This is a genomic window from Streptomyces misionensis, from assembly GCF_007896895.1.
GTDB lineage: Bacteria > Actinomycetota > Actinomycetes > Streptomycetales > Streptomycetaceae > Streptomyces > Streptomyces misionensis_A.
The window spans coordinates 1-23,495 of the sequence record NZ_VOGW01000104.1 but is presented as its reverse complement, the minus strand read 5'-3'; the positions used below and the strand labels follow the sequence as shown (position 1 = coordinate 23,495).

At 72.5% G+C, this 23,495-nt stretch carries 24 protein-coding genes; 10 read left to right on the top strand and 14 right to left on the bottom strand.

Features of this window, described 5'->3' with window-relative positions:
- On the top strand, nt 1-421 hold a 421-nt coding region (locus FRZ03_RS18575; RefSeq protein WP_146466289.1), incomplete at its 5' end, for a zinc-binding dehydrogenase.
- A 30-nt stretch (nt 422-451) separates the two neighbouring features.
- Here the strand turns inward: FRZ03_RS18575 and FRZ03_RS18570 are convergent.
- Nucleotides 452-1,501 (bottom strand): bile acid:sodium symporter family protein, encoded by a 1,050-nt coding sequence (locus FRZ03_RS18570; protein WP_261399247.1) that lies wholly within the window; start codon nt 1,499-1,501, stop codon nt 452-454.
- 139 nt (nt 1,502-1,640) lie between these two features.
- Here FRZ03_RS18570 and FRZ03_RS18565 point away from each other — a divergent pair, with 139 nt between their 5' ends.
- The 3 genes from FRZ03_RS18565 (at nt 1,641) to FRZ03_RS18555 (ending at nt 5,645) form a co-directional block, all read left to right on the top strand.
- The gene (locus FRZ03_RS18565) at nt 1,641-2,510 is read left to right on the top strand and encodes a LysR substrate-binding domain-containing protein (protein WP_146466288.1); all 870 of its coding nucleotides are present in this window, start codon (nt 1,641-1,643) and stop codon (nt 2,508-2,510) included.
- Nucleotides 2,511-2,891: 381 nt separating this feature from the next.
- Nucleotides 2,892-4,718, top strand: coding sequence for an AMP-dependent synthetase/ligase (locus tag FRZ03_RS18560; RefSeq protein WP_146466287.1), 1,827 nt, complete (start codon nt 2,892-2,894; stop codon nt 4,716-4,718).
- A gap of 90 nt (nt 4,719-4,808) precedes the next feature.
- On the top strand, nt 4,809-5,645 hold the full coding sequence (locus FRZ03_RS18555) for an aldo/keto reductase (protein WP_146466286.1): 837 nt from the start codon (nt 4,809-4,811) through the stop codon (nt 5,643-5,645).
- 73 nt (nt 5,646-5,718) lie between these two features.
- On the opposite strand, the gene FRZ03_RS18550 is transcribed toward FRZ03_RS18555, so the two are convergent.
- Nucleotides 5,719-6,330 carry a hypothetical protein gene (locus FRZ03_RS18550; RefSeq protein ID WP_146466285.1) on the bottom strand — a complete coding sequence of 204 codons (612 nt, stop codon included), beginning with the start codon at nt 6,328-6,330 and terminating at the stop codon, nt 5,719-5,721.
- Between the two features lie 211 nt (nt 6,331-6,541).
- Between FRZ03_RS18550 and FRZ03_RS18545 the strand changes: the two genes are divergently transcribed.
- Nucleotides 6,542-7,237 (top strand): glycoside hydrolase family 75 protein, encoded by a 696-nt coding sequence (locus tag FRZ03_RS18545; protein ID WP_146466284.1) that lies wholly within the window; start codon nt 6,542-6,544, stop codon nt 7,235-7,237.
- Between the two features lie 13 nt (nt 7,238-7,250).
- Here FRZ03_RS18545 and FRZ03_RS18540 read toward each other — a convergent pair whose 3' ends face one another.
- Both FRZ03_RS18540 and FRZ03_RS18535 read right to left on the bottom strand, forming a co-directional pair.
- A complete protein-coding gene (locus tag FRZ03_RS18540) occupies nt 7,251-7,952 on the bottom strand; it encodes an SDR family oxidoreductase (protein WP_146466283.1) in 702 nt (233 codons plus the stop codon).
- 108 nt (nt 7,953-8,060) lie between these two features.
- Nucleotides 8,061-8,963, bottom strand: coding sequence for a class I SAM-dependent methyltransferase (locus FRZ03_RS18535; protein WP_146466282.1), 903 nt, complete (start codon nt 8,961-8,963; stop codon nt 8,061-8,063).
- Between the two features lie 148 nt (nt 8,964-9,111).
- Here FRZ03_RS18535 and FRZ03_RS18530 point away from each other — a divergent pair, with 148 nt between their 5' ends.
- Nucleotides 9,112-9,876, top strand: a complete 765-nt coding sequence (locus FRZ03_RS18530) for a phytanoyl-CoA dioxygenase family protein (protein WP_146466281.1) — start codon at nt 9,112-9,114, stop codon at nt 9,874-9,876.
- Between the two features lie 25 nt (nt 9,877-9,901).
- On the opposite strand, the gene kdpC is transcribed toward FRZ03_RS18530, so the two are convergent.
- The 6 genes from kdpC to FRZ03_RS18500 all read right to left on the bottom strand — a co-directional run bounded on the left by kdpC (nt 9,902) and on the right by FRZ03_RS18500 (nt 15,728).
- Nucleotides 9,902-10,534: a potassium-transporting ATPase subunit KdpC gene (kdpC, locus tag FRZ03_RS18525; RefSeq protein WP_146466280.1), complete on the bottom strand. Its 633-nt coding sequence runs from the start codon at nt 10,532-10,534 to the stop codon at nt 9,902-9,904.
- Nucleotides 10,535-10,539: 5 nt separating this feature from the next.
- Nucleotides 10,540-12,666 carry a potassium-transporting ATPase subunit KdpB gene (kdpB, locus tag FRZ03_RS18520; protein WP_261399246.1) on the bottom strand — a complete coding sequence of 709 codons (2,127 nt, stop codon included), beginning with the start codon at nt 12,664-12,666 and terminating at the stop codon, nt 10,540-10,542.
- The gene (gene kdpA / locus FRZ03_RS18515; protein WP_146466279.1) at nt 12,666-14,327 is read right to left on the bottom strand and encodes a potassium-transporting ATPase subunit KdpA; all 1,662 of its coding nucleotides are present in this window, start codon (nt 14,325-14,327) and stop codon (nt 12,666-12,668) included. Before kdpA ends, kdpB begins: the two co-directional genes overlap by 1 nt.
- An 8-nt stretch (nt 14,328-14,335) precedes the next feature.
- The gene (gene kdpF, locus FRZ03_RS18510) at nt 14,336-14,425 is read right to left on the bottom strand and encodes a K(+)-transporting ATPase subunit F (protein ID WP_133888732.1); all 90 of its coding nucleotides are present in this window, start codon (nt 14,423-14,425) and stop codon (nt 14,336-14,338) included.
- A gap of 200 nt (nt 14,426-14,625) precedes the next feature.
- Nucleotides 14,626-15,417 (bottom strand): class I SAM-dependent methyltransferase, encoded by a 792-nt coding sequence (locus tag FRZ03_RS18505; RefSeq protein WP_146466278.1) that lies wholly within the window; start codon nt 15,415-15,417, stop codon nt 14,626-14,628.
- Nucleotides 15,418-15,422: 5 nt separating this feature from the next.
- Complete coding sequence (locus tag FRZ03_RS18500; protein ID WP_146466277.1) at nt 15,423-15,728, bottom strand: 4a-hydroxytetrahydrobiopterin dehydratase; 306 nt, start codon at nt 15,726-15,728, stop codon at nt 15,423-15,425.
- A 145-nt stretch (nt 15,729-15,873) separates the two neighbouring features.
- On the opposite strand from FRZ03_RS18500, the gene FRZ03_RS18495 reads away from it, so the two are divergent.
- Both FRZ03_RS18495 and FRZ03_RS18490 read left to right on the top strand, forming a co-directional pair.
- Nucleotides 15,874-16,701: a helix-turn-helix domain-containing protein gene (locus FRZ03_RS18495; protein ID WP_186785486.1), complete on the top strand. Its 828-nt coding sequence runs from the start codon at nt 15,874-15,876 to the stop codon at nt 16,699-16,701.
- 100 nt (nt 16,702-16,801) lie between these two features.
- The gene (locus tag FRZ03_RS18490) at nt 16,802-17,665 is read left to right on the top strand and encodes a helix-turn-helix domain-containing protein (protein ID WP_146466276.1); all 864 of its coding nucleotides are present in this window, start codon (nt 16,802-16,804) and stop codon (nt 17,663-17,665) included.
- Between the two features lie 73 nt (nt 17,666-17,738).
- Here FRZ03_RS18490 and FRZ03_RS18485 read toward each other — a convergent pair whose 3' ends face one another.
- The 3 genes from FRZ03_RS18485 to FRZ03_RS18475 form a co-directional block, all read right to left on the bottom strand.
- A complete protein-coding gene (locus tag FRZ03_RS18485) occupies nt 17,739-18,164 on the bottom strand; it encodes an OsmC family protein (RefSeq protein WP_146466275.1) in 426 nt (141 codons plus the stop codon).
- Between the two features lie 110 nt (nt 18,165-18,274).
- Entirely contained in the window at nt 18,275-20,455 is a 2,181-nt protein-coding gene (locus FRZ03_RS18480; RefSeq protein ID WP_186785485.1) for an alkaline phosphatase family protein, read from the bottom strand.
- A 132-nt stretch (nt 20,456-20,587) separates the two neighbouring features.
- Nucleotides 20,588-21,019, bottom strand: a complete 432-nt coding sequence (locus FRZ03_RS18475) for a hypothetical protein (protein WP_070023485.1) — start codon at nt 21,017-21,019, stop codon at nt 20,588-20,590.
- A gap of 85 nt (nt 21,020-21,104) precedes the next feature.
- On the opposite strand from FRZ03_RS18475, the gene FRZ03_RS18470 reads away from it, so the two are divergent.
- Together FRZ03_RS18470 and FRZ03_RS18465 are read left to right on the top strand one after the other, a co-directional pair.
- Nucleotides 21,105-21,878 carry an MBL fold metallo-hydrolase gene (locus FRZ03_RS18470; RefSeq protein ID WP_146466291.1) on the top strand — a complete coding sequence of 258 codons (774 nt, stop codon included), beginning with the start codon at nt 21,105-21,107 and terminating at the stop codon, nt 21,876-21,878.
- A gap of 23 nt (nt 21,879-21,901) precedes the next feature.
- A complete protein-coding gene (locus tag FRZ03_RS18465) occupies nt 21,902-22,507 on the top strand; it encodes a DedA family protein (RefSeq protein ID WP_261399248.1) in 606 nt (201 codons plus the stop codon).
- Nucleotides 22,508-22,561: 54 nt separating this feature from the next.
- On the opposite strand, the gene FRZ03_RS18460 is transcribed toward FRZ03_RS18465, so the two are convergent.
- The coding region (locus tag FRZ03_RS18460) for an MBL fold metallo-hydrolase (RefSeq protein WP_146466273.1) at nt 22,562-23,495 on the bottom strand (934 nt) is incomplete at its 5' end.

Sequence of the window (23,495 nt, the reverse complement as noted above, 5' to 3'; positions counted from 1 at the left end):
CCCCGGGAAGGCGCAGTTCGTGCGCTCCCTGGGCGCGGACGACTGCGTGCGGTATTCCGACGGCAGCTGGGGCGACCCTGTCGACTGCGTGGTGGACGCGGTCGGCGGCGACCTGCTCACCCCCGCCGTCGCCGCCCTCGCCCCGCACGGCCGGCTGGTCGCCTACAGCTCGGGCGGCGGTACGGTCCGCGCCTACGACCTGCTGGTGGGCGCCAAGTCGGTGATCGGCTTCCAGATGGCGCTGATCGCGCGCGGCCGGCCCGAGCTGTACCAGCAGTGGCGCCGGGAGCTGTGGCGGCTGTTCCACGAGGGCACCGTACGGCCCGTCGTCCACGCGCGGTTCGCCCTGGAGGAGGCGGCGCGGGCGCACGCGATGATCGAGTCGAGGGCGAACCTCGGCAAGGTCGTCCTGTGCCCCTGAGCGCGCCCCCGGCTCACGTCGGGGCGGCGGTCACCGAAGGACGCGGTCGCCTGGCCGGCCCTCGGCCGCGGGAGCGGCCGACCCGTCGGCGCCGGTGTCCGTGTCGGCGTCCGGCAGGTCGTGGGCGCGGCGCTTGGCGATGACCGCGCACACCATCAGCTGCATCTGGTGGAAGAGCATCAGCGGGAGCACGGCCAGGGAGGCGTGGGCGCCGAAGAGAACGCTCGCCATGGGCAGGCCGGAGGCGAGGGACTTCTTGGAGCCGGCGAACTGGATGGCGATCCGGTCGCCCCGGCCGAAGCCCAGCGCCCTGGCGCCGTACCAGGTCAGCAGCAGCATCACGGCGAGCAGCGCGGCCTCGACGAGGAGGAGCGCGCCCAGTCGCGCGGGGCTGACCTGGTGCCAGATGCCCTGGACCATGCCCTCGCTGAACGCGGTGTAGACGACCAGCAAGATCGAGCCGCGGTCCACCAGTCCGAGGACCTTCTTGTGCCGGGCGACGAAGGGGCCGATCCGGCGCCGCAGCAGCTGCCCGGCGAGAAACGGCACCAGCAGTTGCAGCACGATGTCGACCAGGGAGTGCGCGGAGAACCCGCCGCCGCTGTTGCCCAGCAGTCCGGCCGCCAGCAGCGGGGTGAGGACGATGCCGACCAGGGAGGAGAAGGACCCGGCGCAGATGGCGGCGGGCACGTTGCCGCGCGCGATGGAGGTGAAGGCGATGGACGACTGGATGGTGGACGGCACCAGGGTAAGGAACAGCAGTCCCTGGTAGAGGGGCTGGGTGAGCAGCGCCGGCACGGCCGCGCGCGCGGCGAGGCCGAGCAGCGGGAAGACGACGAAGGTGCAGGCCAGCACGGTGACATGGAGCCGCCAGTGGCGCAGTCCGTCGAGCGCCTCGCGGGTGGACAGGCGGGCGCCGTAGAGGAAGAAGAGGAAGGCGATCGCGGCGGTCGACGCGCCGGAGGCCACGGTGGCGCCGGTGCCCCGTGCCGGGAACAGCGCGGCGAGACCCACCGTGCCGAGCAACAGCACGATGTACGGGTCGATCGGCATCCAGCTCGGCCAGCGCAGGCGTGTCACGGTGCTCCGATGGGTGTGCGACGACGTTCCGGTCGGGCCCGAGGCCCCTCCTCATGATCCCCTCCCCCGCCGCGAACGGGAATCCCGCATACCACTCTCACTGTCATCACGGTTTTCGATAACGGCCTACCCTTGTGGCGTGTACGACCCGACACAGCTGCGGACCTTCCTCGCGGTCGCCCAGACGCTGAGCTTCACCCAGGCGGCCCGGCGGCTGGGGCTGCGCCAGTCCACGGTGAGCCAGCAGGTGCGCCGCCTCGAGGAGGCGGCCGGGCGTCCGCTGTTCTCCCGGGACACCCACTCCGTGGAGCTGACCGAGGACGGCGAGGCCATGCTGGGCTTCGCGCGCCGCATCCTGGAGGTGCACGAGCAGGCGACGGCGTTCTTCACCGGGACCCGGGTGCGCGGGCGGCTGCGGTTCGGCGCGTCGGAGGACTTCGTGCTGACCCGGCTGCCGGAGATCCTGGAGGGCTTCCGCTACGACCACCCGGAGGTCGACCTGGAGCTGACCGTGGAGCTGTCCGGGACCCTGCACGAGCAGCTGGCCGCCGGAAAACTGGACCTGGTGCTGGCCAAGCGGCGCCCGAAGGACCCGCGCGGGACGCTGGTGTGGCGTGACGACCTGGTGTGGATCGGCGCCGAACGGCTGCGCCTGGACGCGGACCGGCCGGTCCCGCTGATCGTGTATCCGCCGCCCGGCATCACCCGCGCCCGGGCCCTGGAGGCGCTGGAGCGGCAGGGGCGCGGCCGGCGGATCGTCTGCACCAGCGGCAGCCTCAACGGGCTGATCGCGGCGGCCCGTGCGGGGCTCGGCGTGATGGCGCACGCGCGCCGGCTGATCCCGCCGGGCCTGTTCCGGCTGCCGGAGCGTTCCGGGCTGCCGGAGCTGGGCAAGGTCGACTTCGTCCTGGTCCACGGTCACCGCCGGCCCGGCACCCAGGAGGCGGCGGACGCCCTCGCGGCGGCCGTGCTGGCGGGCGGAGAGCGGCTGCGGCGCCCGGGGGGCTGACGCGAGACCGGTGTGGCGCTGTTCACAGGAGCCGCGTCCGCCCGGCCTCGGCCGCCGCTCTTCCGTGCCATGCCCCCGGCGGCGGACCCCTGGCCGTCCGCATCCTCCGCACGGCGGGTCCATGGCCGTAATCGCCCTGTACAGAGCGGTAATCGGCGCGTACAGATTCGGTGGAGATTACGGACGCGAAACTTACTGACCCGTCAGTAGCGTGTCCGGCCCTTACCCATGTGCGGGCATTTTCCGGACACCGGCCGGGCGGAAGGTGCGCTTTGCTCGGTTTCCGCCCCCCTCCCCTCCGGTCGGGGTGTGAGGTAGCTTTCACGGCGCTGTGCCGAGCATCACCGGCGCGATCAGGCAGCGAGGATCGGGGAGCGAGGATTGCGCGAGTTCACGAACCCGCCTCTCACGTCGGCACCGCCGGTGGGTGGCCTGGCCGATGTCGTCTTCGAGCATGCCCTGACCGATCCGCAGCATGTCGCCTTCGGCCGCAAGGACGCCACCGGGCAGTGGCGCGACGTGACCGCCGCCGAGTTCCGTGACGAGATCCTCGCCCTGGCCAAGGGGCTGCTGGCCAGCGGGGTCCGGTTCGGCGACCGGGTGGCGATCATGTCCCGCACCCGCTACGAGTGGACGCTCTTCGACTTCGCCCTGTGGACGATCGGCGCCCAGGTGGTGCCCGTCTACCCCACGTCGTCGGCCGAGCAGTGCTTCTGGATGCTCTACGACGCCGAGGTGACGGCGGCGGTCGTCGAGCACGAGGACCACGCGATGACCATCGCCACGGTGATCGGCCGGCTGCCCCGGCTGCGGCAGCTGTGGCAGTTGGACGCGGGCTGTGTGCAGGAGCTGTACGACGCCGGGGCGCACCTGGACGACGAGGTGGTGCACCGGCACCGGCAGGCGGTCACCCCGGAGTCCGTGGCCACCGTGATCTACACCTCGGGCACCACCGGCCGCCCCAAGGGGTGCGTGCTCTCGCACGGGAACTTCATGTTCGAGGCGGACAGCGTGGTGGGGCGCTGGGAGTCGGTGTTCCACTCCAAGCGCGGGGACGAGGCCTCCACGCTGCTGTTCCTGCCGCTCGCGCACGTCTTCGGGCGCATGGTGGAGATCGCCGCGGTCCGCGGCCGGGTCCGCCTCGGCCACCAGCCGCAGCTGAACGCCGCCGCGCTGCTGCCCGACCTCCAGGCCTTCAGGCCGACGTTCATCCTGGCCGTGCCGTACATCTTCGAGAAGGTGTTCAACGCCTCCCGCCGCAAGGCGGAGAAGGAGGGCAAGGCGGGACCGTTCGAGAAGGCCGTCGACGTCGCGGTGCGCTACGCGGAGGCGGTCGAGGCGAAGGCCTGGGGCGTGGGGCCGGGCCCGACGGCGGGGCTGCGGATGCAGCACCAGCTGTTCGACAAGCTGGTGTACGCGAAGGTCCGGGCCGCGATGGGCGGCCGTATCCGGAACGCGATGTCCGGCGGCTCCGGGATGGACCGCCGCCTGGGACTCTTCTTCGCCGGCGCGGGCGTGCAGATCTACGAGGGGTACGGCCTGACGGAGTCGACCGCCGCGGCGACCGCGAACCCGCCCGAGCGCACCCGGTACGGCACCGTCGGCCAGGCGATCCCCGGGGTCACCGTGCACATCGCGGACGACGGCGAGATCTGGCTGCACGGCGGCAACGTCTTCCAGGGCTACCTCAACAACCCGAAGGCCACCGACGAGTCGCTGCACGACGGCTGGCTGGCCACGGGCGACCTGGGCGCCCTGGACGAGGACGGCTATCTGACGATCACCGGCCGCAAGAAGGAGATCCTGGTGACCTCCGGCGGCAAGAGCGTCTCACCCGGGGTGCTGGAGGAGCGGGTCCGCGACCACCCGCTGGTCAGCCAGTGCATCGTGGTCGGCAACGACCGCCCCTACATCGCCGCCCTGGTCACCCTCGACCACGAGGCCGTCGAACACTGGCTCCAGATGCGCAACAAGCCGCCGATGGCGCCCGCGCAGCTGGTGCGCGACCCGGATCTGGAGACCGAGGTGCGGCGCGCGGTGGTCGCCGCCAACACACTGGTCTCGCAGGCCGAGTCGATCCGCACCTTCCGGATACTGGCGCAGCCGTTCACCGAGGAGCACGGTCTGCTGACGCCGTCGCTGAAACTGAAGCGCAGGGCGATCGAGAAGGCGTACGAACGCGAGGTCGAAGCACTGTACAGAACGTGACAATGTGCGCGGGTCAGGAATGCTCGTCGGCATGTGATCGTTGAGAATAGGAGTATCACACTGGTCGACAAGCGAAGGATCAACGAGCTCGTGAGCAGCAAGGTCCCCCCGATCATCCTCAACAACGGCGTCGAGATGCCCCAGCTGGGGTTCGGCGTGTGGCAGGTGCAGGACGACGAGGCCGAGCGGGCCGTCGCCACCGCACTGGAGGCCGGGTACCGCAGCATCGACACCGCCGCGGCCTACGGCAACGAAGAAGGCACCGGCCGGGCCATCGCGGCCTCCGGTCTGCCCCGTGAGGACGTCTTCGTCACCACCAAGCTCTGGAACAGCGACCAGGGGTACGAGGCCACGCTGCGCGCCTTCGACACGTCGCTCACCAAGCTGGGTCTCGACTACGTCGACCTGTACCTGATCCACTGGCCGCTGCCCGCCAGGGACACCTACGTCGACACCTACAAGGCGCTCGAAAAGCTGTACGCCGACGGCCGGGCCCGTGCCATCGGCGTGTCCAACTTCCTTCCCGAGCACCTGCGCCGGCTGACCGGCGAGACCTCCGTCATCCCGGCGGTCAACCAGATCGAGCTGCACCCGCACCTTCAGCAGCACGCCGCGCGGAAGTACCACGCGGAGCTGGGCATCGCGACCGAGGCGTGGTCGCCGCTCGGCCAGGGCAAGGGCCTGCTGGAGGTGCCGGCGATCGTGGCCATCGGGCAGAAGCACAACCGCACGCCGGCCCAGGTGGTGCTGCGCTGGCACATCCAGCAGGGCACCATCGTGATCCCGAAGTCCGTGACGCCGTCGCGGATCCGGGAGAACATCGCCGTGTTCGACTTCAGCCTGGACGACGAGGATCTGGCGGCGATCGGCGCGCTCAACGAGGACCGGCGGATCGGTCCCGACCCGGCCACGTTCGACATGGCCTGACACCCGCCGCGAGCCGGCCGGGCACCGGGGTTCCCGGTGCCCGGCCGGCTCGCGCGTTGTCCGTACCGCCTGTTCAGACGGTGTGCGCGTCGGCGTGGACGACGTCGAACTCCTCCAGGGCGACCACCGAGACGTGGGCCTTGGCGGCGCCCTCCCGGCGGATGGCGGCGTGGGCCGCACGGGAGGCCGCGAGGGTGTGGCGGTCGGTGAAGAGGGCCCCGGCGACGCCGCGGCCGCGCTCGCGGTCCAGGAGGAGTGCCGTACGGGCCAGCCCGGGCACGGTCTCCAGGTGCGGCAGCGCCGTCGTGTGGAAGGTGTCGGCGAGCAGGTCCGCGTCCCTCGGGTCGAACTCCAGCCGCGCGACGCGCAGTCCACCGCCGACCACGGGCCGTGGCAGGGCGTGGAAGACGGCGACCCAGTAGTGCTCGACCGCCACGGACGCGGCGAACGGCTCCAGCAGCGCGGGCCGCCGCTCGCGCATCACCTCGTCGCTGTTGGCCTGCGCCTCCGCGGAGTCCCACCAGCTCAGCGTGAGCAGTTTGCCCAGCTCCCGATCGACGAAGACGCCCGCGCCCCGGAAGCCGGGCCGTTCCTCCAGCAGGTCGTGGCCCTGGCTGTTCAGGGCGCGCAGGGCCGTATCCAGTCGGGCCGGGTCACCGGTCGCGTACACCGTGCGAACGAACATGACGCCTCGCCTCCCGGGGTGCGGACACCGCCGACGCGATGTCGGACGACTGCCGGTCCGTCCGGTGACTCCAGTCTTGCCACCGCCGCAAACCGCCGCAATACGCACGGGTTTCGGAAGTTCACCACCCGAGGGTTGACGCGAGCATGGCAGCTACGCCACGGTGGTGCCGCCCGGTAAGGAAACTTTCCTAACAGAAGGGTCCCCCACAGTGCGTCTTCGAACACTGACCCTCGCCATGGCCTCCGGGGCCGCCCTGCTCGCCGCCGGCCTGATGCCCGCGAACGCGCTCGCCACGCCCGCCCCCAAGACCGCCCAGGAGGGCTCGGTCAGCGCGGCCGACCTGCTCGCCAAGGTGAAGTCCTGCTCGCAGATATCCAACGGCAAGTACCGGACCGACGCCGAGACCTCGGCCACGGTCCCGGTGTGCGGCAAGAACGGCGCGGTGTTCTGGAAGGCCGACATGGACATCGACTGCGACGGTCAGCGCACCACCAACTGCAACGAGGACCGCGACCCCTGGTTCCAGGACGACACCGCCTTCCACCAGTCGGACGGCAAGCCCCTGAAGTCCGAGTCGCTGCCCTATGTGGTGGTGCCCAGCGCCAGCGGCATCTGGAACTACTCCGACGCCGGGATCAAGGGCGGCGGCGTGGTCGCCGTGATCTACGACAACAAGGTGGAGTACGCCGTCGTCGGCGACACCGGCCCCACGAACATCATCGGCGAGGCCTCCTACGCCACCGCCAAGGCGCTGGGCATCGACCCCGACCCGGCCACCGGCGGCGCGGACTCGGGGGTGACCTACATCCTGTTCAAGAACTCCAAGGTCTCCCCCATCGAGAGCCACAGCGCCGCCGTCTCCCTCGGCGATCAGCTGGCCAAGCAGTTCCTGGCCAACAACTGAAGTCGGTCGTCCGTCAGTTGGGCTGACCCAGCGGGCGTACGACCACGGTGTTGACGTCGACCCCGGCCGGCTGCCGGATCGCCCAGACGACGGAGTCGGCGATCTGCCCGGCGGTCAGGAGGTGGCCCGGGGGCAGGCTGCCGTAGCCGTCCCAGAAGGGGGTCTCCACCCGGCCGGGGGCGACCAGTGTGACCCCGATGCCGAACTCCGTGACCTGGCGCCGGGTGTTCTCGGCGAGCCCGGTGACCGCCCACTTGGTCGCCCCGTACAGGTTGCCGGGCGTGTTCACGAACCCGGCGACACTGCCGATGAGCACGATCCGGCCCCGGGTCTCCTTCAGCGCGTCGACCGAGGCGCGGATCAGCAGGGCCGGGCCGAGGACGTTGGTGAGGACCATCTCGGCCCAGCCGGCCGGGTCGCCCTCGGCCACGGAGTCATGGGTGGCGATGCCGGCGTTGGCGACGACCGTGTCCAGCCGGCCGTATGCCGCGAGCGTACGGTCGACCGCGTTCCGCATGTCGTCGTACGACGACGCGTCGCCGACGATCGTCCGCAATCCTTCCGGATCACCGAGACCGTCCGCGAGGTCCCGCAGCCGCTTCTCCGTGCGGCCCGTGACCGTGACCCGATGTCCCGCGTCCAGCAGCTGCCGGGCCACGGCCGCGCCGATGCCGCTGCCTCCGCCGGTGATGAGCGCGACCGGAGCGTCGTCCATGGTTCCCCCTGGGTGTCGGTGCACCTGTGCAGACACCTGTGTGCCTGGTGCGTGCCGGGGAGTCCATCACTTGGAGCACGCTCGAAGTCAAGTGCCGGCCACCGGACTTCAGGCGGGCCGTACGGCCGTGTACACGGTGTGCGCGGACAGCACGAAGACGTCCGGCCGCCGGTGGACGCTCGCGGGGTCGGCGGGATCCAGCAGACGGTCGAGGGTGTCCCGGTCCTCGGCGGTCAGCGCGTCACCGAAGCCCTCGCGCAGCCGGCCGAGGGAGGCGGCGACGTAGGCGCGGGTCCGGTCACCGGCCGGGGCGGGCAGGTCCAGCAGGAAGCTGCGGGTCCCGGTGTGCCGCAGGCCCGCGGCGGTCAGCAGGGCGGGCCAGTCCTCGGTCTCGGAGACGGAGCCCGGCAGTTCGGCACGCATCCGGGCGAACCACTCCTCCTCCAGCGCGTCGAGCCGTGCCCCGAGGCCCGGGCGCCCGATGCCGATGTCCCGGGGCAGGAAGCGGGAGGGCAGACCGCCTTCGAGCAGGGCCAGGGTGCCGCCGGGGGCGAGCCGGCGGGCGAACGCGGTGAGCGCGGCCCGCTGGTCGCCGAGGTGGTGCAGGCTGCGGCTCGCCCACAGCAGGTCGGCCGGGTACTCCAGCTTGTCCAGCACCTCCGGGAGGTCGCCGGTGAGGGTGTCGAAGCGGTCGCCGAAACCCTGGCGGGCGGCGCGGGCGCGGGCGCGGTCCAGCAGCGGGGCGGTGCCGTCCACGGCGACCACCCGGGCGCCGGGGAAGATCTCGGCGAACAGGCACGACAGGACTCCGGGTCCGCTGCCCGCGTCCACGATCAGCCCCGGCTCGCCGACCTCGCCGGCGAGCCAGCCGAGGGCCTGCTCGTACAGCGGGCCGAACAGCTCCGCCTGGGCCTCCAGCAGGGGGGCCATCTCGTTCCAGTCGATGTCCGTGCCGTGCCCATGACCCTGCCCGTGGCCGTGTCGGGTGCTGTGCTGGTGATCGTGCGCCATGGTGGTCAGCCTCTCTTCCGGGTGCCGTAAGAGTGCGACGCCACACGCGTGTCGGCAACTTCCGTTGCCGACACGGCAAAATCCGCGGCGCGCGGGCCGCGGGAAAACCGGATGCCCCGACCGCCTCCCGTCGCCCAGGATGATCCACATGGACAACGACATGGTGGAGCGGTTCCTCGCCGACGGTTTCGTGAAGATCGAGGGCGCGGTGCCACTCCGGGTCGCCGAGGACTGCGCTCGGCTGCTGTGGCGGGAGACCGGGTACGACCCGCAGGACCCCGCCAGTTGGAAGGAGCCGGTGGTGCGGATCGGGGGCATGGCGCAGGGGCCGTTCGCGGCCGCCGCCAACTCCCCCGTGCTGCACGAGGCGTTCGACCTGCTGGTGGGTGAACGGCGCTGGGTGCCCCGGTACTCGCTGGGCACGTTCCCCTTGCGCTTCCCGCACCCCGAGGACCCGGGCGACGCCGGCTGGCACATCGAGGGCAGCTATCTGCCCGAGGGCGCCACCTGGTACCACACCAACCTGCGCTCCAGGGACCGGGCGTTGCTGATGCTGTTCCTGTTCAGCGAGGTGACGCGGGAGGACGCCCCGACCCGCATCCGGGTCGGCTCGCACCTGGACGTGCCGCCGCTGCTGGAGCCGTACGGCGAGGCCGGGGTGTCGGGACTGGACATCGCGCCGGCGCTGGTCGAGGCGAGTGCGCACCGGCCGCTCGCCCTGGCCACCGGGCGGCCCGGCGACGTCTACCTGTGCCATCCGTTCCTGGTGCACTCGGCGCAGCCGCACCACGGCACCCGGCCGCGTTTCATGGCGCAGCCGCCGCTGGATCCGGCGGTGCCGTACGAGCTGGAGCGGCCGGACGGGGCGTACTCGCCGGTGGAGACGGCGATCCGCCGGGGGCTGGGCCGCTGACCCGTCCCCCGGCGGTGCCGGCGCCTCATCCCTTGGCCACGAGGCTCCGCAGGGCGGTGTTGAGCTCCAGGACGTTCACCCGGGGTTCGCCGATGAAGCCGAGGGTGCGGCCGGTGGTGTGCTCCTCGACCAGCTTGTCCACCTCGGCCACCGGCAGCCCGTTGCGGGCGGCGACCCGGTGGATCTGGAGGTCGGCGTAGGCCGGGGAGATGTCGGGGTCGAGCCCGGAGCCGGAGGAGGTGACGGCGTCGGCGGGGACCTGCGAGGGCCGTACGGTGTAGCCGGGCACGGAGTTGTCCTTGACGATCTTCGCCTTGGCGGCCTCGACCGCCCGGACGAGTTTCGGGTTGTCGGCGGCCAGGTTGGTCGCCCCCGAGACCTCCAGCCTGTACCGGGTGTTGAGGGTGTTGCCGGCGAGGCCGCCGGCCGGGCGGGGCTGGAAGTACGCGAGGCCGTAGCCCTGCTGGCCGATGAGGGAGGACCCGACGACCTTGCCGTGCGAGCGGATCTCGGAGCCGTTGGCCTGGTGGGGGAAGAGGCCCTGGGCGACCCCGGTGAGGGCCAGCGGGTAGACCACGCCGGTGAGCACGGTGAGGACGATCAGGGCGCGCAGGCCCGCGGTGAGCAGACGGGCGGTGTTCGCAAAGGGGTTGGTCATGTCCTTCACCCGATCCCGGGGATCAGCGAGATGAGCAGGTCGATGATTTTGATGCCGACGAACGGTGCGATCAGGCCGCCGATGCCGTAGACGGCGAGGTTGCGGCGCAGCATCCGGTCCGCGCTCATCGGCCGGTACCGCACGCCCCGCAGGGACAGCGGCACCAGCGCGACGATGATCAGCGCGTTGAAGACGACGGCCGACAGGATCGCGGAACTCGGCGAGGACAACTGCATGATGTTGAGCTTGTCCAGGCCCGGGTAGACGGCGGCGAACAGCGCCGGGATGATCGCGAAGTACTTGGCGACGTCGTTGGCGATGGAGAACGTCGTCAACGCGCCCCGGGTGATGAGGAGTTGCTTGCCGATCTCGACGATCTCGATCAGTTTGGTCGGGTCGGAGTCGAGGTCGACCATGTTGCCGGCCTCCTTGGCGGCCGACGTGCCGGTGTTCATCGCGACGCCGACGTCCGCCTGCGCGAGGGCCGGGGCGTCGTTGGTGCCGTCGCCGGTCATCGCGACCAGTTTGCCGCCCGCCTGCTCCCGCTTGATGAGGGCCATCTTGTCCTCGGGGGTGGCCTCGGCGAGGAAGTCGTCGACGCCGGCCTCCCGCGCGATGGCCTTCGCGGTCAGCGGGTTGTCGCCGGTGATCATCACGGTCTTGATGCCCATGCGGCGCAGTTCCTCGAACCGCTCCCGCATCCCCTCCTTGACGACGTCCTTGAGGTGGATGACGCCGAGGACGCGGGCTCCGCGTTCGTCGCGGACGGCGACGAGCAGCGGGGTGCCGCCGGCCTCGGAGATCCGGTCGGCGATCCGGTCGGCGTCGGCGCCGGCATCGCCGCCCTGCTCCTTCACCCAGGCGATGACCGAGGCGGCGGCGCCCTTGCGGACCTCGCGGCCGTCGACGTCCACACCGGACATCCGGGTCTGGGCGGTGAAGGCGATCCACTCGGCGTTCGCGAGTTCGCCCCGGTGGCGTTCGCGCAGCCCGTACCGTTCCTTCGCCAGGACGACGACGGAGCGGCCCTCGGGCGTCTCGTCGGCGAGGGAGGACAGCTGGGCGGCGTCGGCGACCTCGGCCTCGGTGGTGCCCTCGACCGGCACGAACTCGGCTGCCCGGCGGTTGCCGAGGGTGATGGTGCCGGTCTTGTCCAGGAGCAGGGTGGAGACGTCGCCCGCCGCCTCGACCGCGCGGCCCGACATGGCGAGCACATTGCGCTGGACCAGGCGGTCCATGCCGGCGATGCCGATCGCGGAGAGCAGCGCGCCGATCGTGGTCGGGATCAGGCAGACCAGCAGGGCCACCAGGACCACCAGGGTCAGCTGGGTGCCCGCGTGGTCGGCGAACGGCGGCAGGGTGGCGCAGGCCAGCAGGAAGACGATGGTCAGCGAGGCCAGCAGGATGTTGAGGGCGATCTCGTTGGGGGTCTTCTGCCGGGCCGCGCCCTCGACCAGGCGGATCATGCGGTCGATGAAGGTGTCGCCGGGCTCGGTGGTGATCCGTACGACGATCCGGTCGGACAGCACCTTGGTGCCGCCGGTGACGGCGCTGCGGTCGCCGCCGGACTCGCGGATGACCGGCGCGGACTCACCGGTGATCGCCGACTCGTCCACCGAGGCGACGCCCTCGACGACATCGCCGTCGCCGGGAATGATGTCGCCGGCCTCGCAGACCACCAGGTCGCCGACGACCAGCCCGGTGCCCGGTATTCGTTCCTCGACCTGGCCGGTCAGCCGGCGGGCGACGGTGTCGGTCTTCGCCTTGCGCAGCGTGTCGGCCTGGGCCTTGCCGCGGCCCTCGGCGACCGCCTCCGCGAGGTTGGCGAAGACGACCGTCAGCCACAGCCAGGCACTGATGGTCCAGCCGAACCAGTCGCCCGGGTCGGTGCAGGAGAAGACGGTGGTCAGGACCGATCCGATCCACACCACGAACATCACGGGGGACTTGACCATCACCCGCGGGTCGAGCTTGCGCAGCGCCTGGGGCAGGGACCTGACCAGTTGCCCGGGATCGAAGAGACCGGCCCCGACGCGGCTCTCCGCGGGCCGGTGCCCGGTGGGCGCGTCCTGGTGGGGCGCAAGGGTGGAGGTGGACATCGCGTCCTCGTGGCTTTCCGTTCGGGTCGTCATCACGCAAGCCCTTCGGCGAGCGGTCCCAGCGCGAGGGCCGGGAAGTACGTGAGACCGGTGATGATCAGGATCGCGCCGACCAACAGGCCGGTGAACAGCGGCTTCTCGGTGCGCAGGGTGCCCGCCGTGACCGGCACCGGCCGCTGCCCGGCGAGCGAGCCGGCCAGCGCCAGCACGAACACCATCGGCACGAACCGGCCGAACAGCATCGCCAGTCCGGTCATGGTGTTGAACCAGTCGGTGTTGGCGTTCAGACCGGCGAAGGCCGAACCGTTGTTGTTCGCCGCGGAGGTGAAGGCGTACAGCACCTCGGAGAAGCCGTGCGCGCCGGGGTTGAGCGCGGAGTGCGGCGGGGTCGGCAAGGCCATCGACGCGGCGGTGAAGACCAGCACGAGCGCCGGGGTGACGAGGATGTAGCAGGCGGCGAGTTTCATCTCGCGCGCGCCGATCTTCTTGCCCAGGTACTCGGGGGTGCGGCCGACCATCAGACCGGCGATGAAGACCGCGATCACCGCCATGATGAGGATGCCGTACAGGCCGGAGCCGACGCCGCCGGGCGCTATCTCGCCCAGCATCATGCCGAGCATGGTGATGCCCCCGCCGAGGCCGGTGAAGGAGGAGTGGAAGGAGTCCACCGCGCCGGTCGAGGTCAGCGTCGTGGCCACCGCGAAGATCGAGGAGCCCCCGACGCCGAAGCGGACCTCCTTGCCCTCCAGGGCGCCGCCCGCCGCCTGGAGCGCCGGGCCGTGGTGGGCGAACTCGGTCGCCATCATCAGCGCCGTGAACCCGAGCCAGATGGTGGCCATGGTGGCGAGGACGGCGTAGCCCTGACGTGCCGAGCCGGTCAGCACGCCGAAGGTGCGGGTCAGGGAGAACGGGATGACCAGGATCAGGAAGATCTCGAGGAGGTTGGTGAACGGCGTGGGGTTCTCGAAGGGGTGGGCCGAGTTGGCGTTGAAGTAGCCGCCGCCGTTGGTGCCCAGCTCCTTGATGGCTTCCTGGGAGGCGACCGCGCCGCCGTTCCACTGCTGCGTGCCGCCCATGAACTGGCCGACCTCGTGGATGCCGGAGAAGTTCTGGATCGTCCCGCACGCGACCAGGACCACCGCGGCGACGGCGGCGACCGGCAGCAGGACGCGCAGCGTGCCGCGCACCAGGTCGGACCAGAAGTTGCCGAGTTCACCGGTGCGGGAGCGGGAGAAGCCGCGTACGAGCGCCACCGCGACGGCCATTCCGACGGCGGCGGAGACGAAGTTCTGCACGGCCAGACCGGCGGTCTGCACGACGTGCCCCATCGTCTGCTCGCCGGAGTACGACTGCCAGTTGGTGTTGGTCACGAACGAGACGGCCGTGTTGAACGACTGCGCCGGGCTCACCGAGGCGAAGCCCGGCGAACCGGGCAGGACGCCCTGCAGGCGCTGGAGGAGGTAGAGGAACAGGACGCTCACGGCCGAGAAGGCGAGAAGGGCCCGCAGATACGCGGGCCAGGCCATCTCGGCGTCCGGGTCGGCTCCGATGCCTTTGTAGAGCCAGCGTTCCACCCGAAGGTGCCGGCGGGAGGAGTAGACCCGGGCCATGTAGGTGCCCAGGGGGATGTAGACGAGCGCGAGAGCGCCCATGAGGGCGAGTATCTGGAGCACGCCTGCCAGTACGGGACCCATATGCCGTCTCAGAACCTCTCCGGATGGATCAGGGCGAGGACGAGATAGCCCAGGAGGGCGACGGCCACGACCAGGCCGACGATGTTCTCGGCGGTCACAGCTTCGTCACCCCCCTGGCGACGAGGACCACGAGCGCGAAGGCCACGACCATGGTGACGACGAAGGCCAGATCGGCCATCGTGAACTCCTGGGATGAGTCTTGGAACAACGGACGCTACGAGGAAACCTCTCCCCTGGCCGGTTCCGGACCCCCGTTGACGGCCCTCTTACGGCGGCGCGCCCCGCTTTGACGTGTCTCTTACGACGGCCGGGCGAAGCCGCGGCCGAGCAGGGTCGCGGGTCGGTCCGTGACCGGTTTGCGGAAGGCGCACAGGGTGAAGACCGGGTCCGGGCGGGGCCGGTCCTGGTCCGGGAGCCCGGCGAGGCGGTCGGCGTAGCGCTCGGTGCGGGGGTCGCCGGGAGGCAGCCGGGTGAACCAGCCGCGGCGCAGGTCCGCGATGGTGCCGCGGGGGCTGCGGCCCTGGCCGGCGCCCCGGAAGACGGCCCGCCCTGCGGGCGTGAGCCCGTGCCGGGCGGCGTGGTCGGTGACCGCGTCGGCGGCGTCCTCGGCGGGCCGTACCGGGCGGTCGGCGAGTACGGCGTCGATGTCGCTGCCCACGTCGTGCGCGGCGGCCTTGTCGACGGTGGTGACGTACACCCCGCCGGGCCGCAGGACGCGGGCGCACTCGGCGACGATGGCGCGCACGTCGTCGGGGCCGTCCGGCAGGTGCAGCAGCCAGACACTGGTGACGGCGTCGAAGGAGGCGGTGGCGAACGGCAGCCGGCGGCTGTCGGCGCGGACGACCGCGCCGGGCAGGCGGGCGGCGGCCGTCCGGGTCATGGCGGGGGCGAGGTCCGCGCCGGTCACCCGGAGCGCGGGGCGGCCCGCGGCGATCTCACGGGTGACGATGCCGGTGCCGCAGGCGAGGTCGAGGAGGCGGCGGGAACCGCCGGGGACGAGTTTGAGGACGGCGGCCGCGGCGGCTCGGGCGCGGGCCTCGCCGCCGCGGGAGGCGTCGTAGTCGTCGGCTTCCTTGTCGTAGTCGAGCACGGCCCTCAGTGTGCGCCGTGGCCGGGGGCGATGTCCTCCACCTTGCGGGCGAGCGTGAAGTCCTTCTCGGTGAGGGCTCCGCCGGCGCTGTGGGTGGTGATCGCGAGGTCGACGCCGTGGTACCCGAGGGTGAGGTCGGAGTGGTGGTCCAGCTCGTCCTGGATGCGGGCGATGTGGACGACCAGGGCGGCCGCGGCGAAGTGCGAGGGGAGCCGGTAGCCGCGGGTGAGCCGGCCGCCGTCCGCGGACCAGCCGGGGAGCCCGGCGAGCCGCTCCTCGATCTCCTTCTGCGACAGCGGTTCGACGGCCATGGCACGGGCTCCCTTCGGAAGGCACTCGACTGGGTCTCAGCCTGCCACGCGCGGGCCGGGCTCACGCGGGCGACGCGGCGGCGTGCGGCCGGTCGCCCTGGTGCGCGCTTCCCGTCCGGGGCCCGGTCTCGTTTAGGGTCGGGGCATGACCATGGTCGCCGCCGAAGCCTCCGTGTCCACCGCCACCGACGGCAAGGGGGTGGGTCCGTTGCTGCGCGCCTGGCGGGAGCGGCGCCGCCTCTCGCAGCTGGAGCTGGCCCTGCGGGCGGACTCCTCCGCCCGGCACATCTCCTTCGTGGAGACGGGCCGGTCCCGCCCGAGCGAGGAGATGGTGCTGCGGCTCGCCGAGCACCTGGACGTGCCGGTGCGGGAGCGCAACGCGCTGCTGCTGGCCGCCGGTTACGCCCCGCGCTATCCGGAGACCCCGCTGGACGATCCCGCGCTGGACGCCCTGCGCGACGGGATGGAGCGGCTCATCCAGGGCTACGAGCCGTATCCGGCGCTGGTGGTGGACGCCGGGTACACGGTCGTCGCCGCCAACCGGGGCATCGCGATGCTGCTGGAGGGGGTGCCGGAGGAGCTGCTGCGGCCGGCGCCGAACGCGATGCGGCTGACGCTGCACCCCGAGGGCCTCGCGCCGCGGATCCGGAACCTGCGGGAGTGGCGCGGGCACCTGCTGGCCCAGATGGAACGCCAGCTCGCCCTGCACCGCTCGGACCAACTCCGCGCGCTGTACGAGGAGGTGACGGCGTATCCGGTGCCCGAGGACGCGCCGGGCGAGGAACCGGACGAGCCGGTGCCGTACTTCGCGCTGCCGATGCGGATCGAGCACGAGGGGCGCGTGCTGTCCTTCGTGTCCTCCATCTCCACCTTCAACACCCCGATGGACATCACCGTCGCCGAACTGGCCATCGAGACGTTCCTGCCCGCGGACGCCGCCACCACCAAGTACCTGCACACGCTCGTGGGTTGACCATGCTGTGATCCTTTTCGTCCGCTCGATCTGCTGTGCGACGCGGCCGCGCGTGACAGACTGCTGCGCGCGAAGGGCGGCGCACAGGGGAGGGCGTGGCGTGAGTGAGCGGCGGGCTGCGCCCACCGTGGGCCAGGTGGTGCTCGGCAAGCGGTTGCAGGAGCTGCGGGAGGCCGCGGGGCTGGGCCGCGAGGAGGCCGCCCGGGTGCTGCGGGTGGCGGCGGCGACGGTACGGCGCATGGAGACGGCCGAAGTCGCCCTGAAGATCCCGTACTTGCAGGTGCTGCTGGACACCTACGGGGTGCCGCGGGAGGAGGCGGCCGCGTTCGTGCGGCTGGCCGAGGACGCCAACCAGCCGGGCTGGTGGCAGCGGTTCCACGATGTGCTGCCGGACTGGTTCAGCCTGTATGTCAGCCTGGAGGGCGCCGCCCGCATCATCCGCTCCTACGAGCCGCACTTCGTGCCCGGACTGCTCCAGACGGAGGCGTACGCGCGGGCGGTGCTGGAGGCGGGGACGATCGGGCAGAGCGAACCGCACGCCGTCGAGCGGCATGTGTCGCTGCGGATGGAGCGGCAGCGGCTGCTGGAGCGGGAGAATCCCCCGCACCTGTGGGTGATCATGGACGAGACGGTGTTCCGGCGCCCGGTGAGCGTCTCCCCCGATGTGCTGCGCGACCAGCTGGACCGGCTGCTGGAGTACGCCGGACGGGACGGGATCACGTTGCAGATCGCCGAGTTCGCGGCGGGCCCGCATCCGGGGACGTACGCGCCGTTCACGCTGTTCCGGTTCGCCGAGCCGGAGTTGCCGGACATGGTGTTCACCGAGTACCTGACCGGGGCGCTGTATCTGGACGGGCGGCAGGAGGTCGCCGCGCATCTGGAGGTGCTGGACCACATGACGGCCCGGGCCGCCTCGGCGCGGCGCACGCGGGAGCTGCTGCGGGAGTACCGCGCCCGGCTGTGACGGCCCGCCGCGCCCGGCACGCGGAGCGTCGGTGCCGCGCTCCGCGGGGGCGCGGCACCGAGGCCCTGACGGGTCAGGCGAGTTCGGCGGTGAGGGTGATGGTCGTGCCGGTGAGGGCCTGGCTGACCGGGCAGTTCTTCTTGGCGTCCTCGGCGGCCGACTGGAAGCCCTGCGCGTCCAGGCCGGGCACCTCGCCGCGCACGGTGAGGTGGATGCCGGTGATGCCCTCGCCGGGCTGGAAGGTGACGTCGGCCTTGGTCTCCAGCCGGGTGGGCGGGGTGCCGGCGCCGGCCAGGCCGTGGGAGAGCGCCATGGAGAAGCAGCTGGAGTGGGCGGCGGCGATCAGTTCTTCGGGGCTGGTCCTGCCGTTGGCCTGCTCGGCGCGCGACGGCCAGGACACCGGCTGCTCGCCGATGCCGGAGGAGTCGAAGGTGACGACGCCCTTGCCCTCAAGAAGGTTGCCTTCCCAGACGGTGTGCGCGGTGCGCGTGGTAGCCACGATGGTTCCTTTCACGAGGGGTCGGTCCCGTTGCCGGGTGTCCGTGGTCCCTATCCGATCACATCCGGGCGGTGGAGGCGGGGGTTGGGTGGGGGCACGGCGACGCGTCGTCAGGCCGCCCGCTCGTCCTCCGCGTCCTCGTCGGGTACGGCGGTGAGCGGGACCTCGGGGCCGGACAGCTCGCCGAGCCAGCGGCGCAGCACGTGGTGCACCTGCTCGGCGCCGGTCAGCCGCTCCCCGTCCGGGACCGGCGCGGACAGGTCCACCGGGGAGAGCAGGAACGGGCGGGACTGGGCGCCGCCGAGCCCGCCGTGGGAGCCGATCTGCTCCTCGAAGGCGAGGACCTCGCCGTCGGCCGGGTCGTACGCGGAATTCACCATGATGTCGGCGGTGTGCGGGAACGCGTGGGTGCGGCGCACCGCCCCGACGGCCCCGGGCCCGAACCGGGCCAGCGGTCCCGGGTCCCGGTCGAGGCGGGCCAGCGGGATCTCGGTGCCGTGCGGGCCCAGCACCACACCGTCGTGCTCGGCGCTCGCCACCAGCAGGAAGCCGATGCCGGGGTGGTTGGCGAGGGTGGTGAGCAGGGCGGGGTGGCGGGCGTCGATCTCCTCCTTGGTCATGCGGTGGCGCACGTCCGGGAAGGAGACCAGCCCGAGGTTGCCGGAGGCCAGCACGACGGGCTCGCTGTGGCGGGCCGGCCGGCGGTGCTCGTCCTTCTCCTCCACGGGCCGGTGCAGGGCGGCCCGTACGGCGGCCCGGGCCTCGGTACCGCTGTGGGTGCGCTCGGCCCGGCGCGGCACGTGCAGCCCGCAGCCGGCCCGCACCAGGTCGGCGAGGGTGAGGCCGTAGCGGGACCGGAAGGTCTCGCCCGGGCTCTGCCCGTGGTCGGACAGGACGACGATGCGGTACGGGCGCGGGGCGTGGTCGGCGACCCGTTCGAGCAGGGCGAGGCTGCGGTCGAGGCGCTTGAGGACCTTCTCGGCGTCCCTGCTGTGCGGGCCGGAGTGGTGGGCCACCTCGTCGTAGGCGACGAGGTCGGCGTAGACGGCGGTGCGTCCGGCGAGCATGTCGCCCATCACCGCGGCGACCACGACGTCCCGCTCGACCACGGTGGCGAAGGCGCGGACCAGGGGGTAGAGGCCGCCGCGGGAGACCCGGGGGCGCTGCTTGCGCAGCCGGGCGCGGGTGGACTCGGCGATCTCGCGGACCACCTCGGCGGTGAACGACAGGGCGGTGCGGACGGCGTTGGCCGGGTCGGAGAAGTAGGCGAAATAGCCGGCCCGGGAGCGGTTCTCCCGGCCGCGGCGGCGGGCCGCGATGGAGAGGACGAGGGCCTGTTCCCCGGCGCCGCCGCTGAAGAGGTTGCCGCGGCTGGCGCCGTCCTCGGTGAGCAGTCCGCCGTCGCCCGTGTGCGCCACGGCGCGCCGCTGGAGCTCGGCGGCGCTGGTCGGCCGGTTGCACACCATCACCTCCCCGCGGTCCTTCTCGTACCAGCGGAAGGCGGGCACGTCGAAGGTGCTGCCGTGGAGGATGCCGAGCTGGCTGGCACCGGTCTGGCTGGACCAGTCGGTGTGCCAGGGGGTGAGGCGGTGGGTCGGTCCTGGACCGCCGACGAGCGGCCGGCCGGGGACCGCCCGGGGCGCCGGAACGCGGCCGGCGGTCGGTGCGCGGCCGGCCGCCGGCCGCGCCGCGTCGTCCGCCGCCAGCCAGCGGCCGACCGTGGGCATCAGCCCCGCACCGACCGCCTCCTTGAGCACGTCGTGCCCCACCCCGTCGAGCTGGAGGAACACCAGCCCGGGTGTCACGGGGCACGGCGGGTCGGTCCTGCGTCTGCGGCGGCGCGTGGCGAGGCGGTGCAGGCGGCGCCGGTAGGCCTCGTCGTCGCGCACGGCGAGGGCGCCGCCGGTGGCCGAGGCGACGGCGGACATCACGGCGGCCACGATCACCGCGGTCTCCGGCGCCGCCGCGCCGCGCGCGGAGGGGTTGAAGCGCAGGGCGACCAGCAGCAGGGAGCCGTTGAGGAAGAAGACCAGCAGGCCGAGGACGAGGGCGGGGACGAGCAGCAGCAGCCGGACCAACAGCGGCCACACCACGGCGGACAGGATGCCGAACGCGCCGGCGCCGCACGCGGCGGTGAGGGCGATCCGGGTGGCGCTGTCGCCGTCGGCCGACTGGAGCCGGAAGTCGGGCAGGACCAGCGCCAGCAGCAGCATGGTGAGTGTGGAGACGGCCCATACGGCGACGCTGCGCCCGATCTGACTGGCGATCCGCCGCCACGCTACGCCCCGCACTCCCGCGCTTCCTCCGTTCCGGCCCTCCCCCGCCCTGCGGCGCGGGACCCTCGTCCCGGTGCGCTGGGGCGACCGGGCCGGCATCCACCTTGTCATACCGGTCGGGAACCGCCCGAACGGGTCACCGCGGGGTCACCGTCCGTCGTAGCCGGCGGTCGGCATGGACAGCCGGCGGTGCACGCGGGCCTTCATCTGCGCGTCGTACGACGGCTCGGCCCGGCCCACGGTCACCACGCGCACCCCGCGCCGCGCGCACTCGGCGGTGAACTCCTCCACGGACGACAGGGCGCGGCGCAGCACCCGCAGGCTGGGGGCGACGAAGACGTCCACGCCGGGGCGCACGCCGTCCCACAGGGCGCGGTGGTCGAAGCGGAGCCCGCCGACGAGGAGTTCCCGGGCGACGACGTACCCGTGTTCGGCGGCCCAGCGGGCGCACATGGCGTGCTGGGTGCGGGAGTCGACCAGGAAGGGGTCGTCGTCGAGCTCCTCCAGGGGGGTCAGGCTGGCGATGGCGATGACCCGTGACGGTGTGCGCGCGCCGAAGGCGCCCCGCGGCTGTCCCATGGCGTCCCCCCTCACCTCCGGTTTTCGCCGCCGACCCTACTCCTGCACGTAGGCTTCGGGGAGTCGCGTGAAGGAGGCGAAGAAGGTGCCGGTGGAGATCACCTGGTGGGGTCATGCCACCTGCACGGTGGAAGATTCGAACACACGGGTGCTCACCGATCCTCTGTTCGCCCGTCGGCTGGCGCATCTGCGGCGCAGGCGCGGCCCGCTGCCCTCCGCCGAGGCCCGGCGCGCGGATCTTGCGCTCGTCTCCCACCTGCACGCCGACCATCTGCATGTGCCGTCGCTGGCCGCGCTCGCCCCGGGCACGCGCCTGCTCGTGCCCCGGGGCGCGCGACGCGCGGTACCGGGCGTGCGCCGGTTGCGGCATCTGCGCATCACCGAGGTCGCCCCGGGCGACGAGATACGCGTCGGGGAACTGCTGGTCCGGGTGGTTCCGGCGCTGCACGACGGGCGGCGGCTGCCGGTGGGGCCGCACCGCTCGCCCGCGCTGGGCTTCGTGCTGGAGGGCGAGGCGCGGACCTACTTCGCCGGGGACACCGGGCTGTTCGACGCGATGGCCGAGCGGGTGGGGCCGGTGGACGTGGCGCTGCTGCCGGTGGGCGGCTGGGGGCCGTACCTCGGCGAGGGGCACCTGGACGCGGGGCGGGCGGCGCAGGCGCTGGCCCGGCTGGCGCCGCGGGCGGCGGTGCCGGTGCACTACGGGACGTACTGGCCGATCGGTCTGGACGCGGTGCGGCCGCACGAGTTCCACGCGCCGGGCGACGAGTTCGTACGGCTGGCCGGCGGGGCCGCGCCGGAGGTGGCGGTGCACAAGCTGGGGCACGGGGAGAGCGCCCGGCTGGAGGTCGCGCGGTGACGTGGCTTCCCTCGGCCGCGGCGCTGGCCGCGGCCTCGCCGTCGGTGGTGCCGCCGGAGTCCGCCCAGCAGGCCATCGGGTATCCGTCGCTGTTCCTGCTGGTGCTGATCGGGGCGCTGGTGCCGGTGGTGCCGACGGGGGCGCTGGTGAGTTCGGCGGCGGTGGTGGCGTTCCATCAGACGGCGCCGTTCTCGCTGGCGCTGGTCTTCGGTACGGCGTCGCTGGCGGCGTTCCTCGGGGACGCGGCGCTGTACGGGCTGGGGCGGCGCGGGATGCGGTCGCGGGGCGGCTCGCGGTGGCTGGAGGCGATACGGTCGCGGGCCCCGGAGGAGCGGCTGGCGCAGGCGCGGGGGAAGCTGGCGGAGCACGGGGTGGCGGTACTGGTGCTGTCCCGGCTGGTGCCCGCCGGGCGCATCCCGGTGATGCTGGCCTGCCTGATGGCCGACTGGCCGATGCGCAGGTTCGTGAGGGGCAATGTGGCCGCGTGCCTGGCGTGGGCGGCGACCTACCAGGTGATCGGCATTCTGGGGGGTTCGCTCTTCCCCGAGCCCTGGGAGGGTGTGGTGGTGGCGGTGGCGCTGACCGTCGCGATCAGCGCGGTGCCGGGGGTCGTCCGCCGGTTCCGGTGACGTCGTCGCGGCGGGGGCCCGTCGTGGCCGGTCCCGCCCGTGCCGACGGGCGCCTCAGTCCAGCGTTCTCGACGCGCCCACCGGCAGGTCCCACAGGTCCTCCCGGTCGAGTCCCGCCTTCTCCCAGGCCGTGCGCACCCGGGTGAGCGGCTCCAGCACCGGTTCCGCGGAGAGCACGAAGGTGGCCCAGTGCATGGGGGCCATGCGGCGGGCGCCGAGGTCGAGGGTGGCCCGGACGGCCTCCTCGGGGTCGCAGTGGACGTCGCTGAGCCACCAGCGGGGGTCGTAGGCGCCGATGGGCATGAGCGCGAGGTCGATGCCGGGGTAGCGGCGGCCGATGCGGGAGAACCAGTGGCCGTAGCCGGTGTCGCCGGCGAAGTAGACGCGGCGGCCGCCCGGCACGGTGAGGACCCAGCCGCCCCAGAGGCTGTGGCAGGTGTCGGTCAGGGTGCGCTTGGACCAGTGGTGGGCGGGGACGAAGTCGAAGCGGACCCCGGCGAGTTCGGCGCCCTCCCACCAGTCCAGCTCGGTGACGCAGGTGAACTCGCGGCGGCGGAACCAGCGGCCGAGCCCGGCGGGCACGAACACCGGTGTGTCGCGCGGGAGCCGGCGCAGGGTGGGGGCGTCCAGGTGGTCGTAGTGGTTGTGGCTGATGACGACGGCGTCGACCCGGGGCAGTTCGTCCCAGGGCACGCCGACGGGGGTGACCCGGGCCGGGGTGCCGAGGATGCGTCGGGACCAGACGGGGTCGGTGAGCACGGTCAGTCCGCCCGCCTGGACGATCCAGCTGGCGTGGCCCGCCCAGGTGACGGCGAGGGTGCCGGCGTCGACGCGGGGCAGCGGCGCGGGCTCGTACGGGAGCCGGGGGATGTCGGCGAGGCCGTCCGGACCGGGGCGTACGGCGCCCTCGCGGGCGAAGCGGGCGAGGCCCTTGAGTCCGGGCAGGGGCGCGGTGAGCCGGTCGTGGAACGTGCGCGGCCACACCCGG

Excerpts from the sequence above, each read along its gene's own strand:
- FRZ03_RS18550 (WP_146466285.1), bottom strand. The coding sequence starts at position 6,330 with ATGTTCGTTCGCACGGTGTACGCGACCGGTGACCCGGCCCGACTGGAT.
- FRZ03_RS18540 (WP_146466283.1), bottom strand. The coding sequence starts at position 7,952 with ATGGACGACGCTCCGGTCGCGCTCATCACCGGCGGAGGCAGCGGCATC.
- FRZ03_RS18535 (WP_146466282.1), bottom strand. The coding sequence starts at position 8,963 with ATGGCGCACGATCACCAGCACAGCACCCGACACGGCCACGGGCAGGGT.
- FRZ03_RS18530 (WP_146466281.1), top strand. The coding sequence starts at position 9,112 with ATGGACAACGACATGGTGGAGCGGTTCCTCGCCGACGGTTTCGTGAAG.
- kdpC (WP_146466280.1), bottom strand. The coding sequence starts at position 10,534 with ATGACCAACCCCTTTGCGAACACCGCCCGTCTGCTCACCGCGGGCCTG.
- kdpB (WP_261399246.1), bottom strand. The coding sequence starts at position 12,666 with ATGACGACCCGAACGGAAAGCCACGAGGACGCGATGTCCACCTCCACC.
- kdpA (WP_146466279.1), bottom strand. The coding sequence starts at position 14,327 with ATGGGTCCCGTACTGGCAGGCGTGCTCCAGATACTCGCCCTCATGGGC.
- FRZ03_RS18500 (WP_146466277.1), bottom strand. The coding sequence starts at position 15,728 with ATGGCCGTCGAACCGCTGTCGCAGAAGGAGATCGAGGAGCGGCTCGCC.
- FRZ03_RS18495 (WP_186785486.1), top strand. The coding sequence starts at position 15,874 with ATGACCATGGTCGCCGCCGAAGCCTCCGTGTCCACCGCCACCGACGGC.
- FRZ03_RS18475 (WP_070023485.1), bottom strand. The coding sequence starts at position 21,019 with ATGGGACAGCCGCGGGGCGCCTTCGGCGCGCGCACACCGTCACGGGTC.